This is a genomic window from Enterobacter cloacae complex sp. AR_0002, from assembly GCF_001922365.1.
Lineage (GTDB): Bacteria > Pseudomonadota > Gammaproteobacteria > Enterobacterales > Enterobacteriaceae > Enterobacter > Enterobacter hormaechei_C.
The window spans coordinates 4,462,564-4,485,393 of the sequence record NZ_CP018814.1; the positions used below are offsets into that span (position 1 = coordinate 4,462,564).

The window sequence follows — 22,830 nt, forward strand, 5'->3', positions numbered from 1 at the left end:
CGTACCCGGGACCGGAGATTTGGCTCCCGTGATAATGCGGGCTCCCCGGTACGCGACGCTGTGGTTCCAGACCCAGCTGATGGCGACACTCAGGCGGTTTCGGGTACCAATTAAAAAATACAGATGAATAATGCACGTGATTTCATATGTCATTTCCTTTCATTACAGTTTTAGACCCCATCAGACATCTGCCTGGCAGAGTTAACGGAGATAGGAGCGGACTATCGAAATGGTGTCGTCGATTGACCTCTTCTGCGACTCATTTCGTTTGCCCGTATCGGGGAATTCCTCCCGAAGATAGCTTTCCAGAACAACCGCCATCAGGTCGTTAACGGCTCCCTGGACTGACCCCGCCCCGGTAGACGATCCTGCCCTATAGTTTGAGTATAGGAGGAGCGTATGGGCACACCACGATTTACACCTGAATTTAAGGAAGAAGCCGTCCGTCAGATAACGGAACGCGGTTATTCCGTCGCCTAAGTATCTGAGCGTCTGGGCGTCTCTGCACACCGCCTCTACAAGTGGCTACGGGCTATCAAACCTGATAACAGCGAGCAGCATGCCCGGGATTTACTGGAAGCTAAAAGCGAGATCCTGAAACTCCGGGCGCAGCTAAAACGCACCGAAGAAGAACGGGATATCCTGAAAAAGGCCGCGCGGTACTTTGCAAAGGAGCCCGACTGAAGTACCGCTTTATCAATGAGCACCGAACTGTATGGGGTGTGATGACGATGTGTCGGGTACTGAATGTCGCCCGGGCCGGGTTCTATGCGTGGCTGCATAACCCTGTCTCGGCGCGTGATAAAGATAACCAGCGCCTGCTGATGCTTATCCGCGACTCATATTCCCTGAGCGGAGGCGTATACGGTTACCGGCGGGTTCATGGCGATCTGAACGAAATCGGGGAAACCTGTGGTAGAAACCGGGTGGGTCGGATCATGCAACTGGACCGGATTAAAGCTGTGCGCGGCTATAAAGCGCCACGTCGTATCGCTGGCAGGCCTTCAGTCGTTGCTCCTAATCTCGTGCAGCGGCAGTTCACCGTTGTCCGGGCCACCCAGGTCTGGGTCACCGATATTACTTATATCCGCACCTGGCAGGGCTGGCTGTATCTGGCGGTGGTTATCGATCTCTTCGCCCGTAATGTGGTCGGCTGGTCGATGAAACCCACTCTCTCACGCGAACTGGCGCTCGACGCGCTGATGATGGCGGTCTGGCGCCGAAAACCAGACAGCGAGGTTATCGTACATAGCGATCAGGGCAGCCAGTACGGCAGTGACGACTGGCAGCGCTTCTACCGGGCCAATAACCTGGCGCCGAGCATGAGCCGGCGTGGCAACTGCTGGGATAATGCGGTGGCCGAATCGTTCTTCAGTTCGCTGAAAAAAGAACGGATCAGAAAACGCATATATAAAACCAGGGATCTGGCCCGGGCGGATCTTCGATTACATTGAAGTCTTCTATAACCGGTCCCGGCGCCACAGCCACCTCGGCGACGTCAGTCCGGAGGCCTTCGAACAGGCCTCGTCGTGAGGACAGGATTTGTCTACAGGCGTGGGGTCAGTCCAAACTATAGGGCAGGATCGTCTACCGGGGCGGGGTCAGTCCATCAACGGCTCGGAAGTGTCTAGATTATCCGTGGCGATTCAGTTACAGTACATCTCAGGTCTGCAGGGTTCAGGCCCTGTTCAGGCCTGAAAATTAAGCACATTTTCTGAGGCTGGAAATCAACTCATGCTGACAGCCTGAGCCTGTTGGCATGGTAAGCAATGTGCTCACCAATAAAGCTGGAAATGAAATAATAGCTGTGGTCGTATCCAGTATGATATCGGAACGACGCATTGAGGTTCATCTCATTGCATACTCTCTCAAGGATTTTGGTGCGCAGTTGCTCTTCATAAAAGGCGTCACTCAGCCCCTGATCAATGAAGATTTCTGGTAATTTTTCACCCTGTAAAATGAGGCTGACTGGATCGTAGGCTTCCCACGTTTTTCTGTTTTCACCCAGGTAAGCGCTAAATGCCTGTTGCCCCCATGGCACCTGAGAAGGCGATACTATCGGGGAAAATGCTGATACGCTCACATATTCACCAGGATTTCGCAGAGCCAGCACCAGAGCACCCAGCCCTCCCATAGAATGACCGGATATAGATTTTCTTGCCGTTGCAGGAAAATGATTCATGACGACATCCGGAAGCTCTCTGAGAATATAGTCATACATCCTGTAATGAACATTCCACGGCTGTTCCGTCGCGTTCAGATAAAAACCGGCCCCCTGGCCAAGATCGTAACTGTCGGCATCCGGGACATTATTACCCCGGGGACTGGTATCCGGGACAACAACGATGACGTTATGCCGGGCTGCATAATGCTGCATACCTGATTTGGTGATGAAATTCTGCTCAGTACAGGTCAGGCCCGACAACCAGTATAGTACCGGCAGTTTTTCTGTTACTGCTTTGGGAGGAAGATACACACCGAAATTCATTTCACAATTAAGGGATTGTGAATAATGCCGGTACACGTTTTGCCAGCCGCCAGAGCTGGCATGCTGCTCAATGAGTTCCATCAGCCGTTATCTCATGGTTATTTCCCCTGACCGAAGCCAGGGGAAGTATCTTTAAATCCGGACGTCAGATAAACGTATACGCCGTGATTTTGTTACCCGCCGGATCCCGCAGGTAGGCAGCATAGGCCCCGGGAAGGTGACCACGCGGGCCAGGTTGACCTTCATCAGCTCCACCGGCGGCAAGGCCGGCAGCATGGAAAGCATCAACCTCTTCCGGGGTGGCAGCAGCGAAGCCGACAGTCACCCCGTTAGCGGAAGGTGCTTCACCGTTGCCCGGACGGGCAATGATAAATGCCGGCTTTTCGCGGCCATAGAGTACCCAGCCGTTGCCAAACGGGCCGAGGTTATTGATACCAAGCGTGCCCAGGACGACATCGTAAAATGCGGAGGATTTCTCGACATCGGCTGCGCCAATGAACACATGAGAAAAGATGCCGTCACCAGAAATTACCGGAGTTGTCATTTTCCACTTCCTTCAGTTTGAGTTGATTAAAATTCTGATGGGATCAGTAATGAATCACTGTCCGGATAGATTTGCCTTCATGCATAAGCTCGAAGGCGTCATTGATTTCATCCAGTGTCATCGTATGGGTTACAAATGGCTCAAGGTCAATATCCCCCTTCATGGCATCCTCGACCATACCGGGGAGCTGAGTGCGGCCTTTTACTCCGCCAAACGCGGAACCTTTCCATACGCGCCCGGTGACCAGCTGGAAAGGACGGGTGGAAATCTCCTGTCCGGCCCCTGCGACACCAATGACAACGGACTGCCCCCACCCACGGTGAGCACTTTCCAGCGCTGCACGCATGACGTTAACGTTACCGATACATTCAAAGGTATGGTCAATACCCCACTTGTTGATATCCAGCAGAACATCTTTAATCGGTTTGTCATAATCATTCGGGTTAATGCAGTCAGTGGCCCCGAACTGACGGGCCAGGTCAAATTTTGTCGGATTAGTATCGATAGCGATAATACGTCCCGCTTTTGCCTGACGGGCCCCCTGTACCGCAGCCAGACCAATTGCCCCCAGACCAAAAATGGCAACTGAATCGCCCGGCTGCACTTTAGCCGTGTTATGGACGGCGCCAATACCGGTAGTCACGCCACAACCCAACAGGCAGACGTGTTCATGGTTCGCCTCCGGGTTAATTTTTGCCAGAGAAACCTCGGCCACAACGGTGTATTCACTGAATGTGGAACATCCCATGTAGTGGTAAAGAGGCTGACCGTTGTATGAAAAGCGAGTGGTCCCGTCAGGCATCAGTCCTTTGCCCTGAGTCTCGCGAACCGATACACAGAGGTTCGTTTTACCGGACTGGCAGAATTCACACTCCCCGCATTCAGCGGTGTAGAGCGGAATAACATGGTCACCCGGCTTCACACTGGTGACGCCTTCACCAACTTCAACGACGATACCGGCTCCCTCGTGGCCGAGAACCACCGGGAAAACGCCCTCAGGGTCATTCCCTGAGAGGGTAAAGGCATCGGTATGGCAGACACCTGTGTGGGTGTTTTTAATCAGCACCTCGCCTTTTTTAGGCGGAGCAACATCAATTTCAACAATCTCCAGGGGCTTCCCTGGTGCAAATGCAACAGCGGCACGTGATTTCATACGTAATATATCCTCAATGTAATAATGGCCTCACCTATTTAAGATAGGCACGAACCAGCTCAATCGTATCGTCAACTGATTTACTGACTTCATGACTGTAGCTGTCATTCTGGTCAAAGGTTTCCCGTATGTGGCTCTCCAGCACCTCTGCCATCAGTCCGTTAGCGGCGCCCCGGACGGCGGCGATTTGCTGGAGAACGGAACGGCATTCAGCGCCACTTTCAAGTGCTCTTTCCAGAGCATCAATCTGACCCCGGATACGGCGAACCCGGGTTAGGACCTTTTTTTTCTCTTCAGGAGTACTGGGCATTGCTTACCTCACTGCTCTGTATTTCTTATACTATAGGGGAGTATTACATTAAGATCAACACATACCCCACTATAGTATAATAAATATATCAGAGCACCGGTAATGACTCCAACTTACTGATAGTGTTTTATGTTCAGATAATGCCCGATGACTTTGTCATGCAGCTCCACCGATTTTGAGAACGACAGTGACTTCCTGCCCAGCCTTGCCAGATGCTGCCTCAGATTCAGGTTATGCCGCTCAATGCGCTGCGTATATCGCTTGCTGATAACGTGCAGTTCTCCCTTCAGGCGTGATTCATAAAGCGGCCAGCCATCCGTCATCCATACCACGACCTCAAAGGCCGACAGCAGGCCCAGAAGACGCTCCAGCGTGACCAACGTGCGTTCACCGAATACGTGCGCCACAACCGTCCTCCGTATCCTGTCATACGCGTAAAACAACCAGCGCTGGCGTGATTTAGCGCCGACGTAACCCCACTGTTCGTCCATTTCCGCGCAAACAATGACGTCACTGCCCGGTTGTATGCGTGAGTTTACCGACTGCGGCCTGAGTTTTTTAAGTGTCGTAAAATCGTGTTGAGGCCAACGCCCATAATGCGTGCACTGGCGCGACATCCGACGCCATTCATGGCCATATCAATAATTTTCTGGTGTGTACCGGGCTGAGAGACGGTGTAAGTGAACTGTAGCTGCCATGTTTTACGGCAGTGAGAGCAGAGATAGCGCTGATGTCCGGCAGTACTTTTACCGTTACGCACCACGCCTTCAGTAGCTGAACAGGAGGGACAGCTGATAGAAACAGAAGCCACTGGAGCACCTCAAAAACACCATCATACACTAAATCAGTAAGTTGGCACCATTACCCGAATTACCAGCGTCTGCTCTTGGCACGGAGCGGACCTATTTACTGAGCCGAAGGTCCGCTCAGACTAACTCATTAAAGCCTGGTTGTTTTATCGCATCATCAGCCGTGTTCTGAAGCATTAGCTATGTATCTTCAGGGATGCTGATTTTCCCTCTGCACCAGATAAACCAGAATACAGTTTGATGTCGGTCAAAAAAGACAGCTTTAAGTGCATGAAATGAATAATGTTTCTTGAATGCTGGCAAAGCACTGGGATAGTAGTGTTGATTATTAGACGATCGGTCAATATTATTTATTGACGACTTAATGACTGAACGGTAAACGCCCGGACAAACGAGGTGAACGTGTTTAAATCTTTATTAATCAACAAAACAGATGGACGCTATAGTGCGCAACTTGCTGAAATCGCTGAAAGTGAACTACCGCAGGGGGATGTGGAGGTCAATGTTGACTATTCATCCATCAACTACAAAGACGCACTGGCCATTACGGGCCGGGGCCCAATCGTCCGACGCTTTCCCATGGTGCCCGGCATTGATTTTACCGGTACAGTGTCCGCCAGTTCACATCCCGAATATCAGGCCGGAGATAAGGTTCTCCTGACCGGCTGGGGTGTTGGGGAAAAACACTGGGGCGGACTATCCGAAAAAGCACGGGTAAATGGAGACTGGCTGACGCCGCTCCCGGCTGGCGCTAACGGCAAACACGTAATGGCAATCGGAACAGCTGGGTTTACCGCGATGCTGTGCGTAGACGCACTTCTGAATCATGGTATTAAGCCTGAAGATGGTCCGGTACTTGTTACCGGTGCCAGCGGCGGCGTCGGGAGCATTGCGGCCATGATCCTTGCATCAATGGGGTACCGCGTTACGGCGTCTACTGGACGCCCGGAAGAGGCTGCCTGGCTCTATAAAACGGTCGGTGTGGACGAGATTATTAACCGTTCCGAGCTCTCCTGTCCCGGAAAACCGTTACAGAAAGAACGCTGGGCTGCCGCCATTGATACAGTCGGTAGCCATACGCTCTGCAATGTATGCGCCGGGGTGCGTTATGGCAGTATTGTTGCAGCCTGCGGCATGGCACAGGGGATGGAACTAATGGGGAATGTGGCTCCGTTTATCCTGCGTGGCGTCACGCTGAAAGGGATTGACAGTGTCATGTTCGCGAAGGAAAAAAGAGCGGCGATCTGGCAGCAGGCGGTACAGTATTTACCGGAGTCCAGACTGGATAGCCTGACCACCGTTTATCCGCTGAGTGATGCCATCAATGTGGCCGAAAAACTTCTGAGTGGCGGAATTCGTGGCCGGGCAGTAATTCAGTGTAGCTAATGAAGTGGAAGCCAGGCTCAGCCTGGGTTTGATAATTATTATCAGGGGCTGCGGCCCCTTTTTTACTTTTCAACAGCCGTGTCCTTAGAGGGCTGATAGCGTACTGACTTTTTGAAATAGCTCCAGAAGTCGTACACAGGCTGGGTTGAGCAATAAAGTTTGGCACGCATTACGGCACCCTCCCAACTGCTCCAGAAAATGGCCGCCAGTTGCGTATTATTCATATCGGAACGGATTTCGCCCGAAGATAACGCGTCGGACAGACAGCACGCCACAAGCGCCTGCCAGCGCTCAAGTATTTCGTGGAGCTGTTTGATAAAGGACAGTGGAAGACCCGGACTCTCCTGCATCATATTGCCAACCAGACAGCCCCGGGTGAAATTGTACTTTTTAATGCCGTCGCAGGCATCGTCGATGAAATTTTCCAGACGCATCATTGGTGTGAAGGATGATTCATACAGATGTTTTTGGAGTTTATGCACAAAGAAACTGTCATAGGCGCTCAGAACAGTCTGGGCATACTCTTCTTTGCTCTTGAAATAGTAATAAAATGAGCCTTTAGGAACACTGGCATTTTTGACAATGGCATCGACTCCCGTTGAAAGAAAACCATTCTGCGTGAGCAGTTCAAGCCCGCTTCGGATCAGGTCATTACGGGTATCTGTATAGGTACTCTCTGTTTTTCGTGGCCTGCCTCGCCCACGAATTTCGCCAGTCATGACTTTGCTCCTGCATTTTATTAACGGAAAAGAATAAGTGATTTTGCGCGGAGGCTTCAATCAGTTTATCCCCGGCGGTGACGAGGTGGCCACCTATGCCGACTGGACAGGGGACTGACTATTGCCATAACGCCATCGCAGGTTGCTTCAGTAAACCTGCTAATCCCGTACAATGGCGAATTCGCTATATCCGCTTCTCGCACTTAGCTGCCATAAATCGGCCAGGCAATCACAGGTCATTTCTGTCTCGCAAAGAAGGTGCCGTTTCTGCTTTGCGTTGACACCCCTAAATATTAGAATTAAAAGGAGAGAGTTACTGGAAAAAGGCAGCGGAGGCAGTGACAATCGTGGCTTGAAGCCACTACTCGATGGATGCGGACATGTAGTTGGCGTCATTCGACAAAACTAGCAAACTTCTAATAGTCACCATTTCTCCCGTCTGGCGGGAGTGCTGTCAAATGCCCCCCTCATCTCTGTGTGGGAAATGAAGGGTGAAGGGGAAATAGATGACAGCGTTATTTCTACGCCCAGAATACTGAATACCTTGTACAGACGATCAATACTGGCGCTAGCAGGGTTTGCTTCCAGGCGGGCATAGGTTTGCTGCGTTACGCCAAGCCTCTCAGACACATCTTTTTGCGTGAAGCCCTTGATTTTGCGAAACCCGATTAGCACAGGTCTGAGCTGGTTCAGCGTTTTTATCGGGAACTGATTATTCATAAGTGACCTGCCTCGCAGACTGAGTAGGGAGTACCGCCCTGTAATACAGCAGGTAAGGTGTATTTTGTGTTATACAGACTATAGGCTGTAAAACCTTTATTGAAAAGATGCTGATGTTCCAGGGGCATGCCGAGCATGGACGATTTTCTGCGGGGCGGTATTTCGCTACGGGGGAGATTGCGTTCGGGCAATGTACCGGTGTAAAAAACGTCAATTTTTCAAAACCGCTGTTATCGGGATAAGCTGAAAACTCCGAAGGCAGACACAGCCACGAATAATGTCAGACTTAAACTCTGTAGCTGTCTTCTTTTGCCTGTAAATAACGTCTAGTTTGACTCTGATGAAGGCTGTACCAGGCAGAGAACATGTCACTCTCGGGGCCGGATGATAAAATGTGTTCAACTGGCTGGGCAGGGTAATAGCGAAGAACGTTCTCTGAAATTCGATTCAGCTCAGCGTAACGTGCGCTGTAGGTATGTATAATCCATTGCATCAATTTTGCATCCGTATTATTCGCAGATTACACACAAGAAGCTTAACAATGGCTGAAAGAGTGAGCAGGGATATGTAACAAAAACAAGGGCTTCAAGATGAACTGGATAAAACCGGAGCAGAGCAAGCCCTGTTCCGGTTTGTCAGGCTTTGGAATTTCTTCCAGGCCCCTGCAGCTAGTCACAACAAACACATTAATGTTTTCATTGCTTCAATTCAATATTATTGTGTGAAAGGGATTCCATCGAAATCGGCTTATGCATGCTTAAAACTAAACTGCCCCGGCTGCAGTCATTTGGTTGCTGTGGGCTCTGTACTGTGTCTAATAGTGAAAGAATCTTACGTTATAACGAAGGAAATTGCTGAATGACTCTACGATTGCAGACGGAATCACCCGCTGACCAGGATATGTTTAGAGGCAGCAGTCATGAAAAAGTTGCAGAGAATGTGGCTCAGATCATCAGGACACCTGATGTCAATATTATTGGTCTGGAAGGTGAGCTGGGTTCAGGTAAGTCAACAATATTGAAGTTCCTGCAGAAAAAGCTTAAAGATGATTTTACGTTCATTAACTTTGATGCAGAACGTTACCATCATGGCTCAACTAAAAAAGCGCTTATCGATGTCATCCACCACGGGGTCAGCCTACAATGTCCGGGCTCCCGGGATGTGTTGGATAAGTATAAAAATCTGGCTCTGGGTAACATCGTTGAATACGACAAGAGGGTCAGCAGCAGGCTAAGCTGGTTGACCGTCGTTTTTATTTTACTGTCATTGCTTTCCGTGCAGATGCTTCGTTATGTGCTAACAGACCTTAATCAATATTTTACTAACAATGATCTTACCCACGAATAGTGGACACACGACTAAGTGAGTAAACTCTTAACCAGAGGTGACTCATGACAAAACCAGCATCAACCAGTAAGAAGCCCCGCAAACAGTACACGCCTGAATTCCGCAACGAAGCCCTGAAGCTTGCGGAACGTATCGGTGTTGCTGCCGCTGCCCGGGAACTCAGCCTGTACGAATCCCAGCTCTACGCATGGCGCAGTAAGATTAACAATGCCCGCAGCTCTTCCGAACGTGAGCAGGAAATGTCCGTTGAAATTGCCCGTCTTAAGCGCCAACTGGCGGAACAGGCAGAGGAGCTGGCCATTCTCCAAAAGGCCGCGACATACTTCGCGAAGCGCCTGAAATGAAGTATGTCTTTATTGAAAAACATCGGGCTGAGTTCAGCGTCAAAGCCATATGCCGGGTACTGCGGGTCGCCCGTAGCGGCTGGTATGCGTGGCGTCTGCGTCGTCAGCAGATAACACCACGTCAGCAGTTCCGGCTCGTCTGTGATACTGCTGTCCGTCAGGCATTCACTGAGGCAAAACAGCGTTATGGTGCGCCTCGTCTCGCTGACGAACTGCCTGAGTACAACGTCAAAACCATTGCCGCCAGCCTGCGGCGTCAGGGGCTTCGCGCAAAAGCGGCCCGGAAGTTCAGCCCGGTCCGATACCGCGAACATGGCCTGCCGGTGTCTGAAAATCTGCTGAAACAGGATTTTTACGCGAGTGGCCCGAATCAGAAGTGGGCGGGTGACATCACGTACTTGCGCACGGACGAAGGCTGGTTGTACCTGGCGGTGGTCATTGACCTGTGGTCCCGTGCTGTCATCGGCTGGTCGATGTCGTCGCGGATGACAGCGCAGCTGGCCTGCGATGCGCTACAGATGGCACTCTGGCGACGTAAGCGCCCGGAAAATGTCATCGTGCATACGGACAGAGGCGGGCAGTACTGTTCGGCAGACTATCTGGCGTTACTGAAGCGGCATAATCTGCACGGTAGCATGAGTGCCAAAGGATGTTGTTACGACAATGCCTGCGCGGAAAGCTTCTTCCACTCGCTGAAGGTGGAATGTATCCACGGGGAACGCCTTATCAGCCGGGAAATCATGCGGATGACGGTGTTTAATTATATCGAGTGTGATTACAATCGGTGGCGCCGACACAGTGCCTGTGGCGGACTCAGTCCCGAACAATTTGAAAACCAGAACCTCGCTTAGGGCCGTGTCCACATTACGTGGGTAGGATCACAAGGAGTCATTATTAGGGTGGCTTTTTTATGTTGAGGTGGCCGCGTTTCTTTCTCCTGCCATTATGGTCGCAGGACTGGCATGCCTGCAGAACATGGAATGGTACAGAAAGAAAGGGTATTCGAGTATTGGTGATTTGTTCAAACGCAACAGTACTGACAGGATTGAAGAGACTTGGCTAGTTAATAAGGAGGTCGGAGCTATTGAGCTGGCTGAAGCTCTGCAGGGATTTACCTCCAAAGAGGTCATTTCCCATGGAGATCGCTTCATCCTTATCATTGATAATCTGGACCGAATCAGTGCAGACAAAGTGAAAGAGCTCTGGAGTGATATGGAGCTTATTGCCGGAGCCACTCATGAACACTTCAGGATAGTGGTGCCCTATTCGGCAAGACAGGTTTCAGCCTCACTTTCTGTGGCGGGTTTCAGCGGGCGTGAGTTTATTGCAAAGCGGATTCCTGTAAGTTTTCAGGTTCCTCCTCTTATTTCGGCAGGATGGCAGGAAGCGTTAAGGCAGTACTGGAAAGAAACAGTAAATGAGGATGCAGGGATAGCGTGCCGGGAAGCAACGGTGTTGCTTGAGCGCTGGAAACCCTCTGAGTATCCTCGTATCACACCGCGATTAATGAAGAAGTTTGTTAATGATATTCATATTCTGAACCTTACCGTTCCTGCAACAGAAGATCATCGCCATATTCTTATTGCTCTCTACTTACTGGTGGTCAGATACGGGGAGCGAGATATTAAAGTATTACTTCGCGATCCCAAAGCTAGTCAGACCGAACCCGGTATTGCTCCGGATGATTTTGACGAGATGCTCTCGCTAACTTATCAACAAATATCCCGAATTTTTAATAACGATACAGAAAGATGGAGCGAATTTCTGATGAGCATCCACTATCAGTCCACGGTGGAGCTTGCCAGGAGCGAGTTGCTTGATACGCCTCTTAAAGACGCGATTGGTGCTATAAATATCCCACGGCTTGAAGAACTGACGGCCTTGTGGGGTTTCGCTGAAGCATGGCAGCGAGTGGCACCACATATTCAGATGCGAGACTGGCTGGTTTCTTATAGCCGGATGGATGAGAAGTGTCAGGCTCTCGCCGAACCGCAACTCAAAGTCGCAGTGCAAATGCTGAATCAGAGTTATGCTGTTTCACTCAGAGAAAAGAATGATGAAGGTTTCGTATTGAGTCTGCAGAAACTGATGGCTGACGGGCGGATAAGCCTAGAGCCTTTCGTCGAAAGGCAAATATCGTTTATTGTGAGTAAACTTGATGAAATTCAGGATTCAGAAAAATTGGAGGCTGAATCCACGCAGACGTTGCTGCAGGAAGCTGATTCATACTCTGTTCTGGCCGGTGAATCACTACTGAATAAAATGGAGAATTTTGTAGATGGCGTATTTTATGTGGAATACCTTGTCAATAATGAAGAGACCTTGTCAAACCTGAAAATTGGCACACTAGATATCGGAAATCACGGTCGGGAGGAGATGTTACGCTATGGAGCTGAGCAACCTCAGATAGACCTTTTTAATCCGGGAATTATCCGGCATATCAATATTGCATCGAAGGCGGTACAGAACGTAATTGGAAAGAATGATGGTACAGGTGGGGCTCAGGTTAGCTCTGCAATAATGACGCTTAAAAATCGTCAGGTTGTTGAGGACGTTATCCATTTCAGAAAAATTGTTCTGAGCCCGGACTGGAATAATAATGTTTTAAATCAATATTATCTTAATAATACGGCGACGAGGAATCTCTTCCCTGCGGAATTTGCTGCACAGGCTGTTGCTCACATGGTGCTCCATGGTAACTATGCCGGTATCGAGTCGTACAGTGAACATATTGGTGAGGAACGGTTTGACCTGGCTTTGGCTGCATATCTTCGTTATCTACGTACTGCCGAGAGTATCTTTATAGCACTTAAGGATAAAAATGTTCTGCCGTACATCAAAAATGCTGTTGGCAGGATTGTTGATTTAGGTCTTCTGGTGAATATACCTGTCCTGAGCTTTGTTAAAGGTCAGTATGACGTCATCAAAGAAGCTACAAATGCAACCTCTCTTTTAATATTTGTGCGAGAGCGTCAAAAAGCACTGTCAGAGAAAATAATTGAGTCTGATGTGAATGCTATGGGTCCAGTATTTCTCCATGACGTATATCAGTCAGGTGAGCAGTTTGATATTTTGAAGAAAAAGCTGAACGCCCTGGCATGTGGAGTATTTAGTTCTTCTGAAAGGCTTATTGAGTGTTTTACGGTTCTTCCTGTGAACATGCGCTTTATCCTTGAACAAATGCAACTTCAGGGGCAGCATATCCGGATGGAAGGTAGTGTGGGTATCTTTGCATCATGGTTCCGTGATGCAGAGCCAGACGTTGTCACAAATGCCGAGAACATTCATTTCCTGTGGTCTTGCCTCGACGATACCCAGAGAGAGACTGTACTTGATGAGTTGCACGATGTCTTACTTGAAAGACATATTCGTATTGACAGCCGTATTGCGATTATTACCCGTTTTCATAATGAGTTGTCGTTTATTGAACCTGAGAAGGCCGTTGAACGCAGGGCTATTGCGGCGCTGTTTAGCGCTTCTGTTGATAATGTATTATTGTCTCAATGGCTTGACCGTCAGACGTTTTCATTTTCATCATGGTCTCCGGAGGACGCCCGTACGGCAACGAGTTGTATAATGAATAACTCGGAGATTTTTCCTCTCATCTGCAGGAATTCACAGTATATTAAAAACAGAATGTTACCAGAGAAAGCGGACGTTACAGAAGATAGTGATACGTTTCCGGACTGAGTTCGTTCTTTAAATCCTATACCTGAAGACCACAGCGGTGGTCTTTGGGAGTTTTTTTATTGCCTGATATACATTAAGCATGTTATATCTTGCTAAGAAATAATCATTCAGGGATTAATCATAACTACTGAAGTTATGTTGTGTTCTTTTCTTTTAAAAATAAATTATTCAGATTTATTTTCTATTGATTTAATGAGGTAGGGAATGACAGAAAGTGCTTTGCTTTTGCGAGAGGCATTTAATGAATCGGTTAACTATATGACATGGTCTTTTTATTCACTGATAACTGCTTACGTTTCGATGGCTTTTTATGATAGAGTTGAGGTTAAGACCCGAATAAATAATTATCTGAATAAGTTACTTTTCGTGATTGCTATGTCCGTTTTTATCCCAAATATGTACTTTGTTTCAATGGTGTTCAGTCAGAAGTTAGGCACCGCAGCTGGCGTTGCGTCATTCATTATTGGGCTACTTTTCATGATGTTAAACTCGGCGCCTGTAATTACTGGTATCGTACAGCAGCGCAAAGATTGAGTTTTATGAGTATAGTCAGTTGGGTTTTCATCTGTTTTATCAGACTTAGAAAAATGAAATCTTTCAATTCATTGATTTTAAACGCAAAAAAATTTCTAAATGATCAGAATTATAGGGTGCTCGCTCTGTTCGATCACCGAACACGAAGGCCGTATTATTCAGAGCCGTTCCGAAGAGTCGATTGTTAACGAGATCGAAGCCATTCGCGACACGGTGCCGGGCTTTACCGGTGTGATCTCCGATCTGGGTGGTCCAACGGCCAACATGTACATGCTGCGCTGTAAATCGCCGCGCGCCGAGCAGACCTGCCGTCGTCTCTCCTGCGTCTATCCGAGCATTTGCGAGCATATGGACACCAACCACGAGCCGACGATCAACCTTTACCGTCGCGCCCGTGACCTGAAAGGCATCAAGAAGATCCTGATCGCCTCCGGCGTGCGTTACGACATTGCGGTGGAAGATCCGCGCTACATCAAAGAGCTGGCGACGCACCACGTTGGCGGTTATCTGAAGATCGCCCCGGAGCACACCGAAGAAGGCCCGCTGTCCAAAATGATGAAGCCGGGCATGGGCAGCTATGACCGCTTTAAACAGCTGTTTGATACCTATTCAAAACAGGCGGGGAAAGAGCAGTATCTGATCCCATACTTCATCTCCGCACACCCCGGCACCCGTGATGAAGACATGGTGAACCTGGCGCTGTGGCTGAAGCAGCGTCGATTCCGTCTGGATCAGGTGCAGAACTTCTACCCGTCGCCGCTCGCCAACTCGACGACCATGTATTACACCGGCAAAAACCCGCTGAGTAAGATTGGTTATAAGAGCGAAGACGTGGTGGTGCCGAAAGGGGATAAACAGCGCCGTCTGCATAAAGCGCTGCTGCGCTATCACGATCCGAAAAACTGGCCGCTGATCCGTCAGGCGCTGGAAGAGATGGGGAAAAAGCACCTGATCGGCTCGCGTCGTGATTGCCTGGTGCCTGCGCCAACGCTGGAAGAGATGCGCGAAGCGCGCCGCCAGAACCGCAACACGCGCCCGGCGCTGACCAAACATACCCCGATTGCGCATCAGCGTTCGAATGGTGTTGCGGGAACGAAGAAGAACGTAAAACGTAAGACCGGTTAAACCTGTAACAATACCCGGTGGCGCTGCGCTTACCGGGTCTACAGGTCTAACCCTCTCCCCTCCGGGGAGAGGGCAGGGTGAGGGGATTACCCGCCAAACTGATCCGGGTCCGGCCCAAGCCGCTTGCCCTGATCCAGCTTCGCAATTTCACCCAGCTCGTCTTTATCCAGGCGGAAATCCCAGACGTCGAAGTTCTCGGCGATACGCGATGGCGTGACCGATTTCGGGATCACCACCAGACCGCTATCCAGATGCCAGCGAATGACGATCTGCGCCGGGGTTTTACCGTACTTATCCGCCAGTTCACGGATGATTTTCTGGTCAAACACCCCTTCGCCGCCCTGGGCCAGCGGGCTCCAGGATTCGGTCTGGATCTTGTGCGTGGCGTTCCATGAATGAAGCTGGCGCTGCTGCATCAGCGGGTGCAGCTCAATCTGGTTAATCACCGGCGCGACGCCCGTTTCATCAATCAGGCGTTGCAGATGATGAACCTGGAAATTACAGACGCCGATGCTTTTTATCAGCCCCTCTTTTTGCAGTTCAATCATCCCTTTCCAGGCATCAACGTAATGGTCGATAGCCGGTACCGGCCAGTGCATGAGATAAAGATCGACGAAATCGAGCTGGAGTTTCTCCAGACTCTCCTGCAACGCTTCGCGGGGACGCTTTTGATCGTCGTTCCACAGCTTGGTGGTGATGAAAAGCTCATCCCGGGGAACGCCGGCGCTGGCAAGCGCTTTTCCCACGCCGTCCTCGTTTTTATAGGCGGCGGCGGTATCGATGGACCGATAGCCGACTTCCAGGGCTTTATGAATGGCGGAGACGACCTCGTCGTTACCGGCTTTCCATACACCTAGCCCCAGCTGGGGCATCACGTTGCCGTCCTGTAGCTTGATTACGGTTTGGTTTGCCATTTTTCCTCCTTCAGGTGCTCATCGCCGGAGGGAACCTCCGACGATGTGATGTGCATTAAGTCTGGACGAAATGTCAAAAAACGAAAGTCAGGATCCTAAAAACGCTTAGCGTGCCGCTTCGTAAATACGACGGCTGACGTCAAGGGTGATGTCGCCATGCTCGCCGATCTGCGTCATACCGTGTGCTTCCAGTTTCGCCAGCAGGGCAGGGATGGAGCTGCCGTCCAGGCCGTAGCCAGAGAGACGCGTTGGCACGCCCAGGCTTTCAAAGAAGTGACGGGTGGCTTCAATCGCGGCATCGATACGCGCATCGTCGGAACCGTCGGTGATGTTCCACACGCGTTCGGCGTACTGGAGCAGTTTGGCGCGTTTAGCGTCACGTTTTTCGTTCCACAGCGCAGGCAGAACCACCGCCAGCGTCTGGGCGTGATCCAGGCCGTGCATCGCCGTCAGCTCGTGGCCGAGCATGTGGGTAGCCCAGTCCTGCGGCACGCCTGCGCCGATCAGGCCGTTCAGCGCCTGGGTGGCTGCCCACATCACGTTGGCACGCACGTCGTAGTTTTCAGGCTCTTTCAGCGCTTTCGGACCTTCTTCAATCAGCGTCAGCAGAATGCCTTCCGCGAAACGATCCTGAATTTTGGCGTTTACCGGGTAAGTAACGTACTGCTCAACGGTGTGAACAAAGGCGTCGACCACGCCGTTCGCCACCTGACGCGCAGGCAGGGTATAGGTGTAAACCGGATCGAGGATCGCGAACACGGGCTGAACGTGTTCGTTCATAAAGGCCTGCTTGTCACCGGTGGTTTTACGGGAGATGACCGCGCCTTTGTTGGACTCTGATCCGGTGGCCGGCAGCGTCAGCACGGAGCCCATCGGGATCGCACTGCTGATGTCGCTGCCGCCCGTTTCCAGAATATGCCACGGGTCGATGCCGTCAGCGTAATGGGCCGCCGCCGCGATGAATTTGGTGCCGTCCAGCACGGAACCGCCGCCCACCGCCAGCAGGAAGGTGATCTGCTCCTCGCGGGCGATTTTTACCGCGTTCATCAGCGTTTCATAAGACGGGTTAGGCTCGATACCGCCGAACTCGCGCACGTCCAGACCTTCCAGAGCGCTGTACACCTGATCCAGTACGCCGGTTTTTTTCACGCTGCCGCCGCCGTAGGTAATCAGGACGCGGGCGTCCGTCGGGATTTGCGCGCGCAGGTCAGCGATAGCGTTTTTACCAAACAGAATGCGGGTTGGGGTATGAAGATTAAAGTTGTTCATGGCTTGTTCCCTGTAGTGGGTAAAAAATCGTGGTGGCGCAGAAGGCAACCTGATGCTGCTCATTGTGGCGGGCAGGCGCTATCCTCTCAATGCACATTCCTGCCGATGTCTTGCCCATTTCTACAGCGCGCTGGAGAAACGGTAAGAAAATGCGCACACTGTCAGCGTCGGAAACCGTACCCGGAGTAACTGAAAATGAACCGTGATGCCATCTGCCGCCAGCTAACGTCGCAGATTAAAAGACTGATTGATAACGGAAATGATTCGGCTGAGCTGTTGCCGGATATTCGATTGCTGTACGGTACCCAGCCCGGGACGCGCACCCCGGTGATGTATCAGCCCGGCATCGTGTTTCTCTTTTCTGGCCATAAGATTGGCTATATCAATGAGCGCGTGTTCCGTTACGACACCAATGAATATCTGCTTCTGACAGTACCTTTACCCTTCGAATGTGAAACTTTCGCGACAGAGGAGGTGCCGCTGGCCGGGATCCGCGTCAACGTCGACATCCTCCAGTTGCAGGAGCTGCTGATGGATATTGGGGAGGACGAACTTTTCCGGCCGTCGATGGCGGCAAGCGGTATCAACTCCGCGACCCTATCGGAGGAAATTCTCTGCGCGATTGAACGCCTGTTAGACGTGATGGAAAGGCCGCTGGATGCGCGTATTCTCGGAAAGCAGATTATCCGCGAAATTCTTTACCATGTGCTGCTCGGGCCGGGCGGCGGGGCGCTGCTGGCACTGGTAAGCCGCCAGACGCACTTTAGCCTGATTAGCCGCGTGCTCAAGCGCATTGAGAGCCAGTACACGGAAAACCTCAGCGTTGACCAGCTGGCGGCGGAAGCCAACATGAGCGTCTCGGCGTTTCACCATAACTTTAAATCCGTCACCAGCACGTCGCCGTTGCAGTACCTCAAAACCTACCGTCTACATAAGGCGCGGATGCTGATGATCCACGATGGCATGAAGGCCAGCGCCGCGGCGATGCGGGTTGGGTATGAAAGCGCGTCGCAGTTTAGTCGGGAGTTTAAGCGCTACTTCGGCGTCACGCCGGGGGAGGATGCGTCGCGCATCAGAACGATGCAGGGCGCTTAGGCTTTTGATTCTCTCCCCGCGGGAAGAGAATCAGGATGGGGTATCAGGCGCTGCAATACTTCTTCTTAATCACCACCGCGATTGTGCCGACCAGGCCCGCAACCAGCAGGAAGATCGGCAGCACCATCAGGAACGTCATCACCTGGTCTTCATGGCGCTTAACAAACGGGATCATGTTCAGCGCGTAGCCGAGCGTGGTGACTACGCCCACCCAGAGCAGAGCGCTCAGCCAGTTGAAGAACTGGAAGCGGCGGTTAGGGAGGCCTGAAATACCCGCCATGGTAGGCAACAGGGTGCGAACAAACGCCAGAAAACGCCCGGCAAGTAACGCCAGCAGGCCGTGGCGGTCAAACATGCAGGTGGCGCGCTGGTGATATTTATGCGGCAGCTGTGCCAGCCAGCCTTTCACCACGCGGGTGTTTCCAAGCCAGCGCCCTTGCAGGTAGCTCAGCCAACAGCCGAGACTGGCCGCAGAGGTGAGGATCACCATTGTCGGTGCGAAGTCCATCACGCCCTTGCCGATCAACGCCCCTGCGAGCAGGAGCAGGCTGTCGCCGGGTAAAAATGAGGCTGGCAGTAGTCCATTTTCCAGAAACAGCGTCGCGAACATCACGAAATAGACAATCCCGACGACATGCGGGTCCGCCAGCGCGGCAAAATCGTGTTGCCAGAGCGCCGTGATGATATTTTGAATAACAGCCATGGACTTTCCTGTGGAACAGCAGATATAACGCTATTGTACTCCCAATTTTGCCTGTCGGGGTTGATCGCAGGCGCATCTCATACAGACTTTTCTGCTTGCGGTGTTCAGAATTGCGTCCGGGGAGTACATTTCAGTCAGCACTTTACACGATGCGCTCAAATCCTGCCGATAAATCCGCAATTAAATCGTCCACATTTTCCAGCCCGATATGCAGGCGGATTAAGGTCCCTTCGAAGTCCACCTCGCCGCCCGGGCGCAGGGCCGCAATCTGCTCCGGCTGGTTGGGCAGGATCAGCGATTCAAACCCACCCCATGAATAGGCCATGCTGAAGAGGGTAAAGTTATCCAGATAGCTTGCCAGTTCGGCGTCATTCAGGCGCTTTTTAAGTACAAATGAGAACAACCCGCTGCTGCCCGTAAAGTCACGTTGCCAGTATTCATGGCCTTTGCTGCCCGGCAGCGCCGGATGGTTAACGCGCTCCACCTGCGGATGCAGCGCCAGCCACTGTGCAATTTGCAGGCTGCTTTCGTGATGCTGACGCAGACGCACGCCGAGCGTACGGATGCCCCGGCTGGTCATGTAGGCGGTATCGGCATCCACCATCTGGCCCATCAGGTAGGCGTTTTCACGCAATTGATCCCAGCAGCGGGCGTTAGATACCGCCGTACCGATCATGCCGTCGGAATGGCCAATCAGGTATTTGGTCGCCGCTTGAATGGAGATATCGATGTCAAATTCCAGGGCTTTAAACAGCACACCTGCCGCCCAGGTGTTGTCGATCATGATGATCGCTTCCGGCGCTATGCTGCGCACCGCCTTCACGATGGCCGGGACGTCATGCACTTCCATGGTGATGGAGCCGGGAGATTCCAGGAACACAACGCGCGTGTTGGGCTGAATAAGCCCGGCAATACCGGCCCCAATCAGCGGATCGAACCAGCTGGTGGTGACGCCGAGCTTGCTGAGTATTTTGGTGCAGAAGTCCTGGCTTGGCTCGTAAGCGGTATTGGTCATCAGGACGTGGTCACCCTGTTCCACAAACGCCAGAATGGTATTGGCGACCGCCGCCGCGCCGCACGGGAACAGCGCGCAGCCCGCGCCGCCCTCCAGTTCGCACATGGCTTCCTGCAACGAGAAATGGGTTAACGTGCCACGACGACCGTAAAATAGCCCGCCCTTCGCGCGATTACGCGTAGCGATTTTTTTATCTTCAACGGTATCAAACACCAGCGAGGAGGCGCGCTGGATCACGCTGTTGACCGAGCCCTGAGTGTATTTCTTACTGCGTCCTGCCTGCACCAGCGTGGTCTCAAGCTGCTTTTTAGTCATGTTCGCTAACCCTATTTTTATACGTCTGGACGTCCAGACTACCACGATTGTCAGAATGTGCATCCGGATGCTTATCGAATAAGCAGAAAATATTATCAAAAATTCGCATAAGAAATTTTTACTGCGTAAGCGCAAGGAAAGTGAGCGAAAATTACGGCACTATGTAAATACTAATGAGAACTACTATCAATTCGACGACGTTTTGATATTATTACGTTCAGATTTTGTGATTTGCGTCCTGGAGATACAGAGTGGGTAATAATTTGATGCAGACGGATCTCTCCGTTTGGGGCATGTATCAACATGCTGACATCGTAGTTAAGATTGTGATGATCGGCCTGATTCTGGCGTCCGTGATCACCTGGGCTATCTTCTTCAGCAAGAGCGCCGAACTTCTTTCACAAAAACGCCGCCTCAAGCGTGAGCAGAAGCAGCTGGCGGAAGCCCGTTCTCTGGATCAGGCTTCTGATATCACCTCATCCTTCCATGCGAAAAGCCTGACTACCCTGTTAGTGAACGAAGCGCAGAACGAGCTGGAACTCTCCGCAGGCAGTGAAGATAACGAAGGCATTAAAGAGCGTACCGGCTTCCGTCTGGAGCGTCGCGTTGCGGCCGTGGGTCGTCATATGGGCCGCGGTAACGGCTACCTGGCGACTATCGGCGCTATCTCCCCGTTCGTCGGCCTGTTCGGTACCGTCTGGGGCATCATGAACAGCTTTATCGGTATCGCCCAGACGCAGACCACTAACCTTGCGGTCGTCGCGCCGGGTATCGCAGAAGCGCTGCTGGCAACGGCTATCGGTCTGGTTGCCGCTATCCCGGCGGTTGTTATCTATAATATCTTCGCGCGCATGATTGGCAGTTACAAAGCCACACTGGGTGACGTTGCCGCGCAGGTTCTGCTGCTGCAAAGCCGCGATCTGGACCTGAACGCCAGCGCCGTTAAACCGGTTCATGCGGCGTCCAAACTGCGCGTAGGTTGATTGTATGGCAATGCGTCTTAATGAAAATCTGGACGATAACGGTGAAATGCATGAGATCAACGTGACGCCGTTTATCGACGTCATGCTGGTTCTGCTGATTATCTTTATGGTTGCCGCACCGCTGGCGACGGTGGACGTGAAGGTGAATCTGCCTGCGTCCTCCAGCCAGCCGCAACCGCGTCCGGAAAAGCCTATCTACCTGTCCGTGAAGGCCGATAAGTCCATGTTCCTGGGCAACGATCCGGTAACGGATGCCTCGGTTATTCCGGCGCTGGACCAGCTCACCGGCGGCAAGAAAGACACCACCGTCTTCTTCCGCGCGGATAAAACCGTCGATTATGAAACCATGATGAAGGTAATGGACACGCTGCATCAGGCGGGATACCTGAAGATTGGTCTGGTCGGCGAAGAGAAAGCGGCCGCGAAGTAAAACGAAGGCTCTTGCAGCCTTGCCTGCCGGGTGGCGGCGTCGCATTACCCGGCCTGCATTCCGCAACAATCATTGTTGTCTCACTCTGAAGGCGCCGTCGGCGCCTCTTCATCAAGCGCCACACAGGTCACGTTTGATGTACGGTAATTGCCTTCCGAGAGTTTACGGGTCAGGCGCAGGGTGGCTGTCTCGCGTGCCAGCAGGTACTGATAGTTCGCCTCCAGTCGCCCGAGGATCTTCTCTTTAAGCTCAGGACGCTGCTCAATAATGGCGTTCATCACTGCGCCGTAAATCTCCTCCTTGGCCTGCAAGGCGTAAATCTCCCGACGGTTCTGCCATTTCAGGCGTACCAGCGTGGCCGGAATCGAAACCAAATCCTGCGTAATTCGCGTCATCTCGTCATTTTTTATCTTTTTCAGGGCGTCGAGATTCTGCTTTAAGATAAATTCATCGCTTTTTTTATCATCTAAAGTCAAATAAACGTTATTGCCGCTATCATCATTCACGTTAATCTTCCCCCAGGTTATAAAAAATGGGATTGTTTTTTTCACGCGTAATTAAATTAAGCCAAATTTCATTGCCGGCTTCATTTATTTGCTGCGTTTTCCCGACCATTATTTGACTTAGCGTCTGGGCGTCTATTTCCCCTTCGGCCTGTAAATCATTCAGCAGATGAACTAAGGCTTCAATCTTGATCGCGCGAAATAAACGCTCTTTTAAATGGCGATCGTGCTCTTCCAGCACCATATTACGGGATTTGCCAGTGCGTGTAACACCAATTAATATGTCGGCTTCATAGTCGGAGAGTTTTCTTTTTCCTTGAGTGAAATTCGCCTCTTTATCTGCTTCCGTCGAAGGCTGTTCCACAGGCGTAATGTGGTACTTTGCCGGGACAAGATTGTCGGGCAGCATTTTAATTTCCTTTAATTTCAAAAGG

Annotated in this window: 21 protein-coding genes and 2 pseudogenes; 10 read left to right on the plus strand and 13 right to left on the minus strand. The window is 51.3% G+C overall.

Going from position 1 to position 22,830, the window contains the following annotated elements:
- Window positions 1-399: 399 nt before the first annotated feature.
- Window positions 400-1,533: pseudogene (locus AM329_RS22165) on the plus strand (IS3 family transposase).
- Window positions 1,534-1,732: 199 nt separating this feature from the next.
- Here AM329_RS22165 and fghA read toward each other — a convergent pair.
- The 5 genes from fghA to AM329_RS22195 all read right to left on the minus strand — a co-directional run bounded on the left by fghA (window position 1,733) and on the right by AM329_RS22195 (window position 5,306).
- Entirely contained in the window at window positions 1,733-2,569 is an 837-nt protein-coding gene (gene fghA / locus AM329_RS22170) for an S-formylglutathione hydrolase (RefSeq protein ID WP_012561110.1), read from the minus strand.
- A gap of 64 nt (window positions 2,570-2,633) precedes the next feature.
- On the minus strand, window positions 2,634-3,032 hold the full coding sequence (locus AM329_RS22175) for a VOC family protein (RefSeq protein ID WP_012561111.1): 399 nt from the start codon (window positions 3,030-3,032) through the stop codon (window positions 2,634-2,636).
- Between the two features lie 43 nt (window positions 3,033-3,075).
- Window positions 3,076-4,185, minus strand: coding sequence for an S-(hydroxymethyl)glutathione dehydrogenase (gene frmA / locus AM329_RS22180; RefSeq protein WP_017384070.1), 1,110 nt, complete (start codon window positions 4,183-4,185; stop codon window positions 3,076-3,078).
- Between the two features lie 34 nt (window positions 4,186-4,219).
- Complete coding sequence (frmR, locus tag AM329_RS22185; protein WP_017384071.1) at window positions 4,220-4,495, minus strand: formaldehyde-responsive transcriptional repressor FrmR; 276 nt, start codon at window positions 4,493-4,495, stop codon at window positions 4,220-4,222.
- A gap of 113 nt (window positions 4,496-4,608) precedes the next feature.
- Window positions 4,609-5,306, minus strand: a protein-coding gene (locus AM329_RS22195) for an IS1 family transposase (protein WP_223195083.1) whose coding sequence is annotated in 2 segments (ribosomal slippage) — window positions 4,609-5,057 and window positions 5,057-5,306 — 699 coding nt in all. Because the reading frame shifts where the segments join, the coding sequence is not laid out codon by codon here.
- A 400-nt stretch (window positions 5,307-5,706) separates the two neighbouring features.
- Between AM329_RS22195 and AM329_RS22210 the strand changes: the two genes are divergently transcribed.
- The gene (locus AM329_RS22210; protein ID WP_023280857.1) at window positions 5,707-6,690 is read left to right on the plus strand and encodes an MDR family oxidoreductase; all 984 of its coding nucleotides are present in this window, start codon (window positions 5,707-5,709) and stop codon (window positions 6,688-6,690) included.
- A gap of 62 nt (window positions 6,691-6,752) precedes the next feature.
- Here AM329_RS22210 and AM329_RS22215 read toward each other — a convergent pair whose 3' ends face one another.
- Together AM329_RS22215 and AM329_RS22220 are read right to left on the minus strand one after the other, a co-directional pair.
- A complete protein-coding gene (locus AM329_RS22215) occupies window positions 6,753-7,409 on the minus strand; it encodes a TetR/AcrR family transcriptional regulator (RefSeq protein ID WP_023280966.1) in 657 nt (218 codons plus the stop codon).
- A gap of 423 nt (window positions 7,410-7,832) precedes the next feature.
- Entirely contained in the window at window positions 7,833-8,129 is a 297-nt protein-coding gene (locus AM329_RS22220) for a helix-turn-helix transcriptional regulator (RefSeq protein ID WP_017384073.1), read from the minus strand.
- 858 nt (window positions 8,130-8,987) lie between these two features.
- Here AM329_RS22220 and AM329_RS22225 point away from each other — a divergent pair.
- The 5 genes and pseudogenes from AM329_RS22225 to AM329_RS22250 all read left to right on the plus strand — a co-directional run.
- Window positions 8,988-9,476 (plus strand): P-loop NTPase fold protein, encoded by a 489-nt coding sequence (locus AM329_RS22225; protein WP_023280967.1) that lies wholly within the window; start codon window positions 8,988-8,990, stop codon window positions 9,474-9,476.
- A 44-nt stretch (window positions 9,477-9,520) separates the two neighbouring features.
- Window positions 9,521-10,671 (plus strand): IS3 family transposase gene (locus AM329_RS22235; protein ID WP_087855188.1). Its coding sequence is split into 2 segments (ribosomal slippage): window positions 9,521-9,779 and window positions 9,779-10,671, totalling 1,152 coding nucleotides; the frame shifts between segments, so codons are not numbered across the junction.
- A gap of 124 nt (window positions 10,672-10,795) precedes the next feature.
- On the plus strand, window positions 10,796-13,510 hold the full coding sequence (locus AM329_RS22240) for a P-loop NTPase fold protein (RefSeq protein WP_157843391.1): 2,715 nt from the start codon (window positions 10,796-10,798) through the stop codon (window positions 13,508-13,510).
- A 204-nt stretch (window positions 13,511-13,714) separates the two neighbouring features.
- Window positions 13,715-14,044, plus strand: coding sequence for a hypothetical protein (locus AM329_RS22245; protein ID WP_000140246.1), 330 nt, complete (start codon window positions 13,715-13,717; stop codon window positions 14,042-14,044).
- A gap of 114 nt (window positions 14,045-14,158) precedes the next feature.
- Window positions 14,159-15,169: pseudogene (locus tag AM329_RS22250) on the plus strand (radical SAM protein); the annotation flags it as partial.
- Between the two features lie 86 nt (window positions 15,170-15,255).
- On the opposite strand, the gene dkgA reads toward AM329_RS22250, so the two are convergent.
- Both dkgA and yqhD read right to left on the minus strand, forming a co-directional pair.
- Window positions 15,256-16,083 (minus strand): 2,5-didehydrogluconate reductase DkgA, encoded by an 828-nt coding sequence (gene dkgA / locus AM329_RS22255; protein WP_003862493.1) that lies wholly within the window; start codon window positions 16,081-16,083, stop codon window positions 15,256-15,258.
- A gap of 105 nt (window positions 16,084-16,188) precedes the next feature.
- Window positions 16,189-17,352 (minus strand): alcohol dehydrogenase, encoded by a 1,164-nt coding sequence (yqhD, locus tag AM329_RS22260; RefSeq protein WP_003862492.1) that lies wholly within the window; start codon window positions 17,350-17,352, stop codon window positions 16,189-16,191.
- Window positions 17,353-17,547: 195 nt separating this feature from the next.
- On the opposite strand from yqhD, the gene AM329_RS22265 reads away from it, so the two are divergent.
- Entirely contained in the window at window positions 17,548-18,447 is a 900-nt protein-coding gene (locus AM329_RS22265; protein ID WP_032660319.1) for an AraC family transcriptional regulator, read from the plus strand.
- 43 nt (window positions 18,448-18,490) lie between these two features.
- Here the strand turns inward: AM329_RS22265 and yghB are convergent, their stop codons facing one another.
- Both yghB and metC read right to left on the minus strand, forming a co-directional pair.
- Complete coding sequence (gene yghB / locus AM329_RS22270) at window positions 18,491-19,150, minus strand: DedA family general envelope maintenance protein YghB (protein WP_003862486.1); 660 nt, start codon at window positions 19,148-19,150, stop codon at window positions 18,491-18,493.
- Window positions 19,151-19,292: 142 nt separating this feature from the next.
- Window positions 19,293-20,480: a cystathionine beta-lyase gene (gene metC, locus AM329_RS22275; RefSeq protein ID WP_003862484.1), complete on the minus strand. Its 1,188-nt coding sequence runs from the start codon at window positions 20,478-20,480 to the stop codon at window positions 19,293-19,295.
- 251 nt (window positions 20,481-20,731) lie between these two features.
- On the opposite strand from metC, the gene exbB reads away from it, so the two are divergent.
- Together exbB and exbD are read left to right on the plus strand one after the other, a co-directional pair.
- The gene (gene exbB, locus AM329_RS22280) at window positions 20,732-21,463 is read left to right on the plus strand and encodes a tol-pal system-associated acyl-CoA thioesterase (protein WP_003862482.1); all 732 of its coding nucleotides are present in this window, start codon (window positions 20,732-20,734) and stop codon (window positions 21,461-21,463) included.
- Window positions 21,464-21,467: 4 nt separating this feature from the next.
- Window positions 21,468-21,893, plus strand: coding sequence for a TonB system transport protein ExbD (exbD, locus tag AM329_RS22285; protein ID WP_001251472.1), 426 nt, complete (start codon window positions 21,468-21,470; stop codon window positions 21,891-21,893).
- Between the two features lie 80 nt (window positions 21,894-21,973).
- On the opposite strand, the gene AM329_RS22290 is transcribed toward exbD, so the two are convergent.
- Window positions 21,974-22,399 carry a hypothetical protein gene (locus tag AM329_RS22290; protein ID WP_003862479.1) on the minus strand — a complete coding sequence of 142 codons (426 nt, stop codon included), beginning with the start codon at window positions 22,397-22,399 and terminating at the stop codon, window positions 21,974-21,976.
- A 1-nt stretch (window position 22,400) separates the two neighbouring features.
- On the minus strand, window positions 22,401-22,805 hold the full coding sequence (locus AM329_RS22295; RefSeq protein WP_032610130.1) for a hypothetical protein: 405 nt from the start codon (window positions 22,803-22,805) through the stop codon (window positions 22,401-22,403).
- Between the last annotated feature and the right edge of the window lie 25 nt (window positions 22,806-22,830).

Bases quoted from the DNA above. Each gene is read 5' to 3' on its own strand.
- AM329_RS22175 (WP_012561111.1), bottom strand. From the start codon at position 3,032: ATGACAACTCCGGTAATTTCTGGTGACGGCATCTTTTCTCATGTGTTC.
- AM329_RS22295 (WP_032610130.1), bottom strand. From the start codon at position 22,805: ATGCTGCCCGACAATCTTGTCCCGGCAAAGTACCACATTACGCCTGTG.
- dkgA (WP_003862493.1), bottom strand. From the start codon at position 16,083: ATGGCAAACCAAACCGTAATCAAGCTACAGGACGGCAACGTGATGCCC.
- AM329_RS22240 (WP_157843391.1), top strand. From the start codon at position 10,796: ATGGAATGGTACAGAAAGAAAGGGTATTCGAGTATTGGTGATTTGTTC.
- AM329_RS22245 (WP_000140246.1), top strand. From the start codon at position 13,715: ATGACAGAAAGTGCTTTGCTTTTGCGAGAGGCATTTAATGAATCGGTT.
- yqhD (WP_003862492.1), bottom strand. From the start codon at position 17,352: ATGAACAACTTTAATCTTCATACCCCAACCCGCATTCTGTTTGGTAAA.
- metC (WP_003862484.1), bottom strand. From the start codon at position 20,480: ATGACTAAAAAGCAGCTTGAGACCACGCTGGTGCAGGCAGGACGCAGT.
- AM329_RS22225 (WP_023280967.1), top strand. From the start codon at position 8,988: ATGACTCTACGATTGCAGACGGAATCACCCGCTGACCAGGATATGTTT.
- yghB (WP_003862486.1), bottom strand. From the start codon at position 19,150: ATGGCTGTTATTCAAAATATCATCACGGCGCTCTGGCAACACGATTTT.
- fghA (WP_012561110.1), bottom strand. From the start codon at position 2,569: ATGGAACTCATTGAGCAGCATGCCAGCTCTGGCGGCTGGCAAAACGTG.
- AM329_RS22220 (WP_017384073.1), bottom strand. From the start codon at position 8,129: ATGAATAATCAGTTCCCGATAAAAACGCTGAACCAGCTCAGACCTGTG.
- AM329_RS22215 (WP_023280966.1), bottom strand. From the start codon at position 7,409: ATGACTGGCGAAATTCGTGGGCGAGGCAGGCCACGAAAAACAGAGAGT.
- AM329_RS22265 (WP_032660319.1), top strand. From the start codon at position 17,548: ATGAACCGTGATGCCATCTGCCGCCAGCTAACGTCGCAGATTAAAAGA.
- frmR (WP_017384071.1), bottom strand. From the start codon at position 4,495: ATGCCCAGTACTCCTGAAGAGAAAAAAAAGGTCCTAACCCGGGTTCGC.
- frmA (WP_017384070.1), bottom strand. From the start codon at position 4,185: ATGAAATCACGTGCCGCTGTTGCATTTGCACCAGGGAAGCCCCTGGAG.
- exbD (WP_001251472.1), top strand. From the start codon at position 21,468: ATGGCAATGCGTCTTAATGAAAATCTGGACGATAACGGTGAAATGCAT.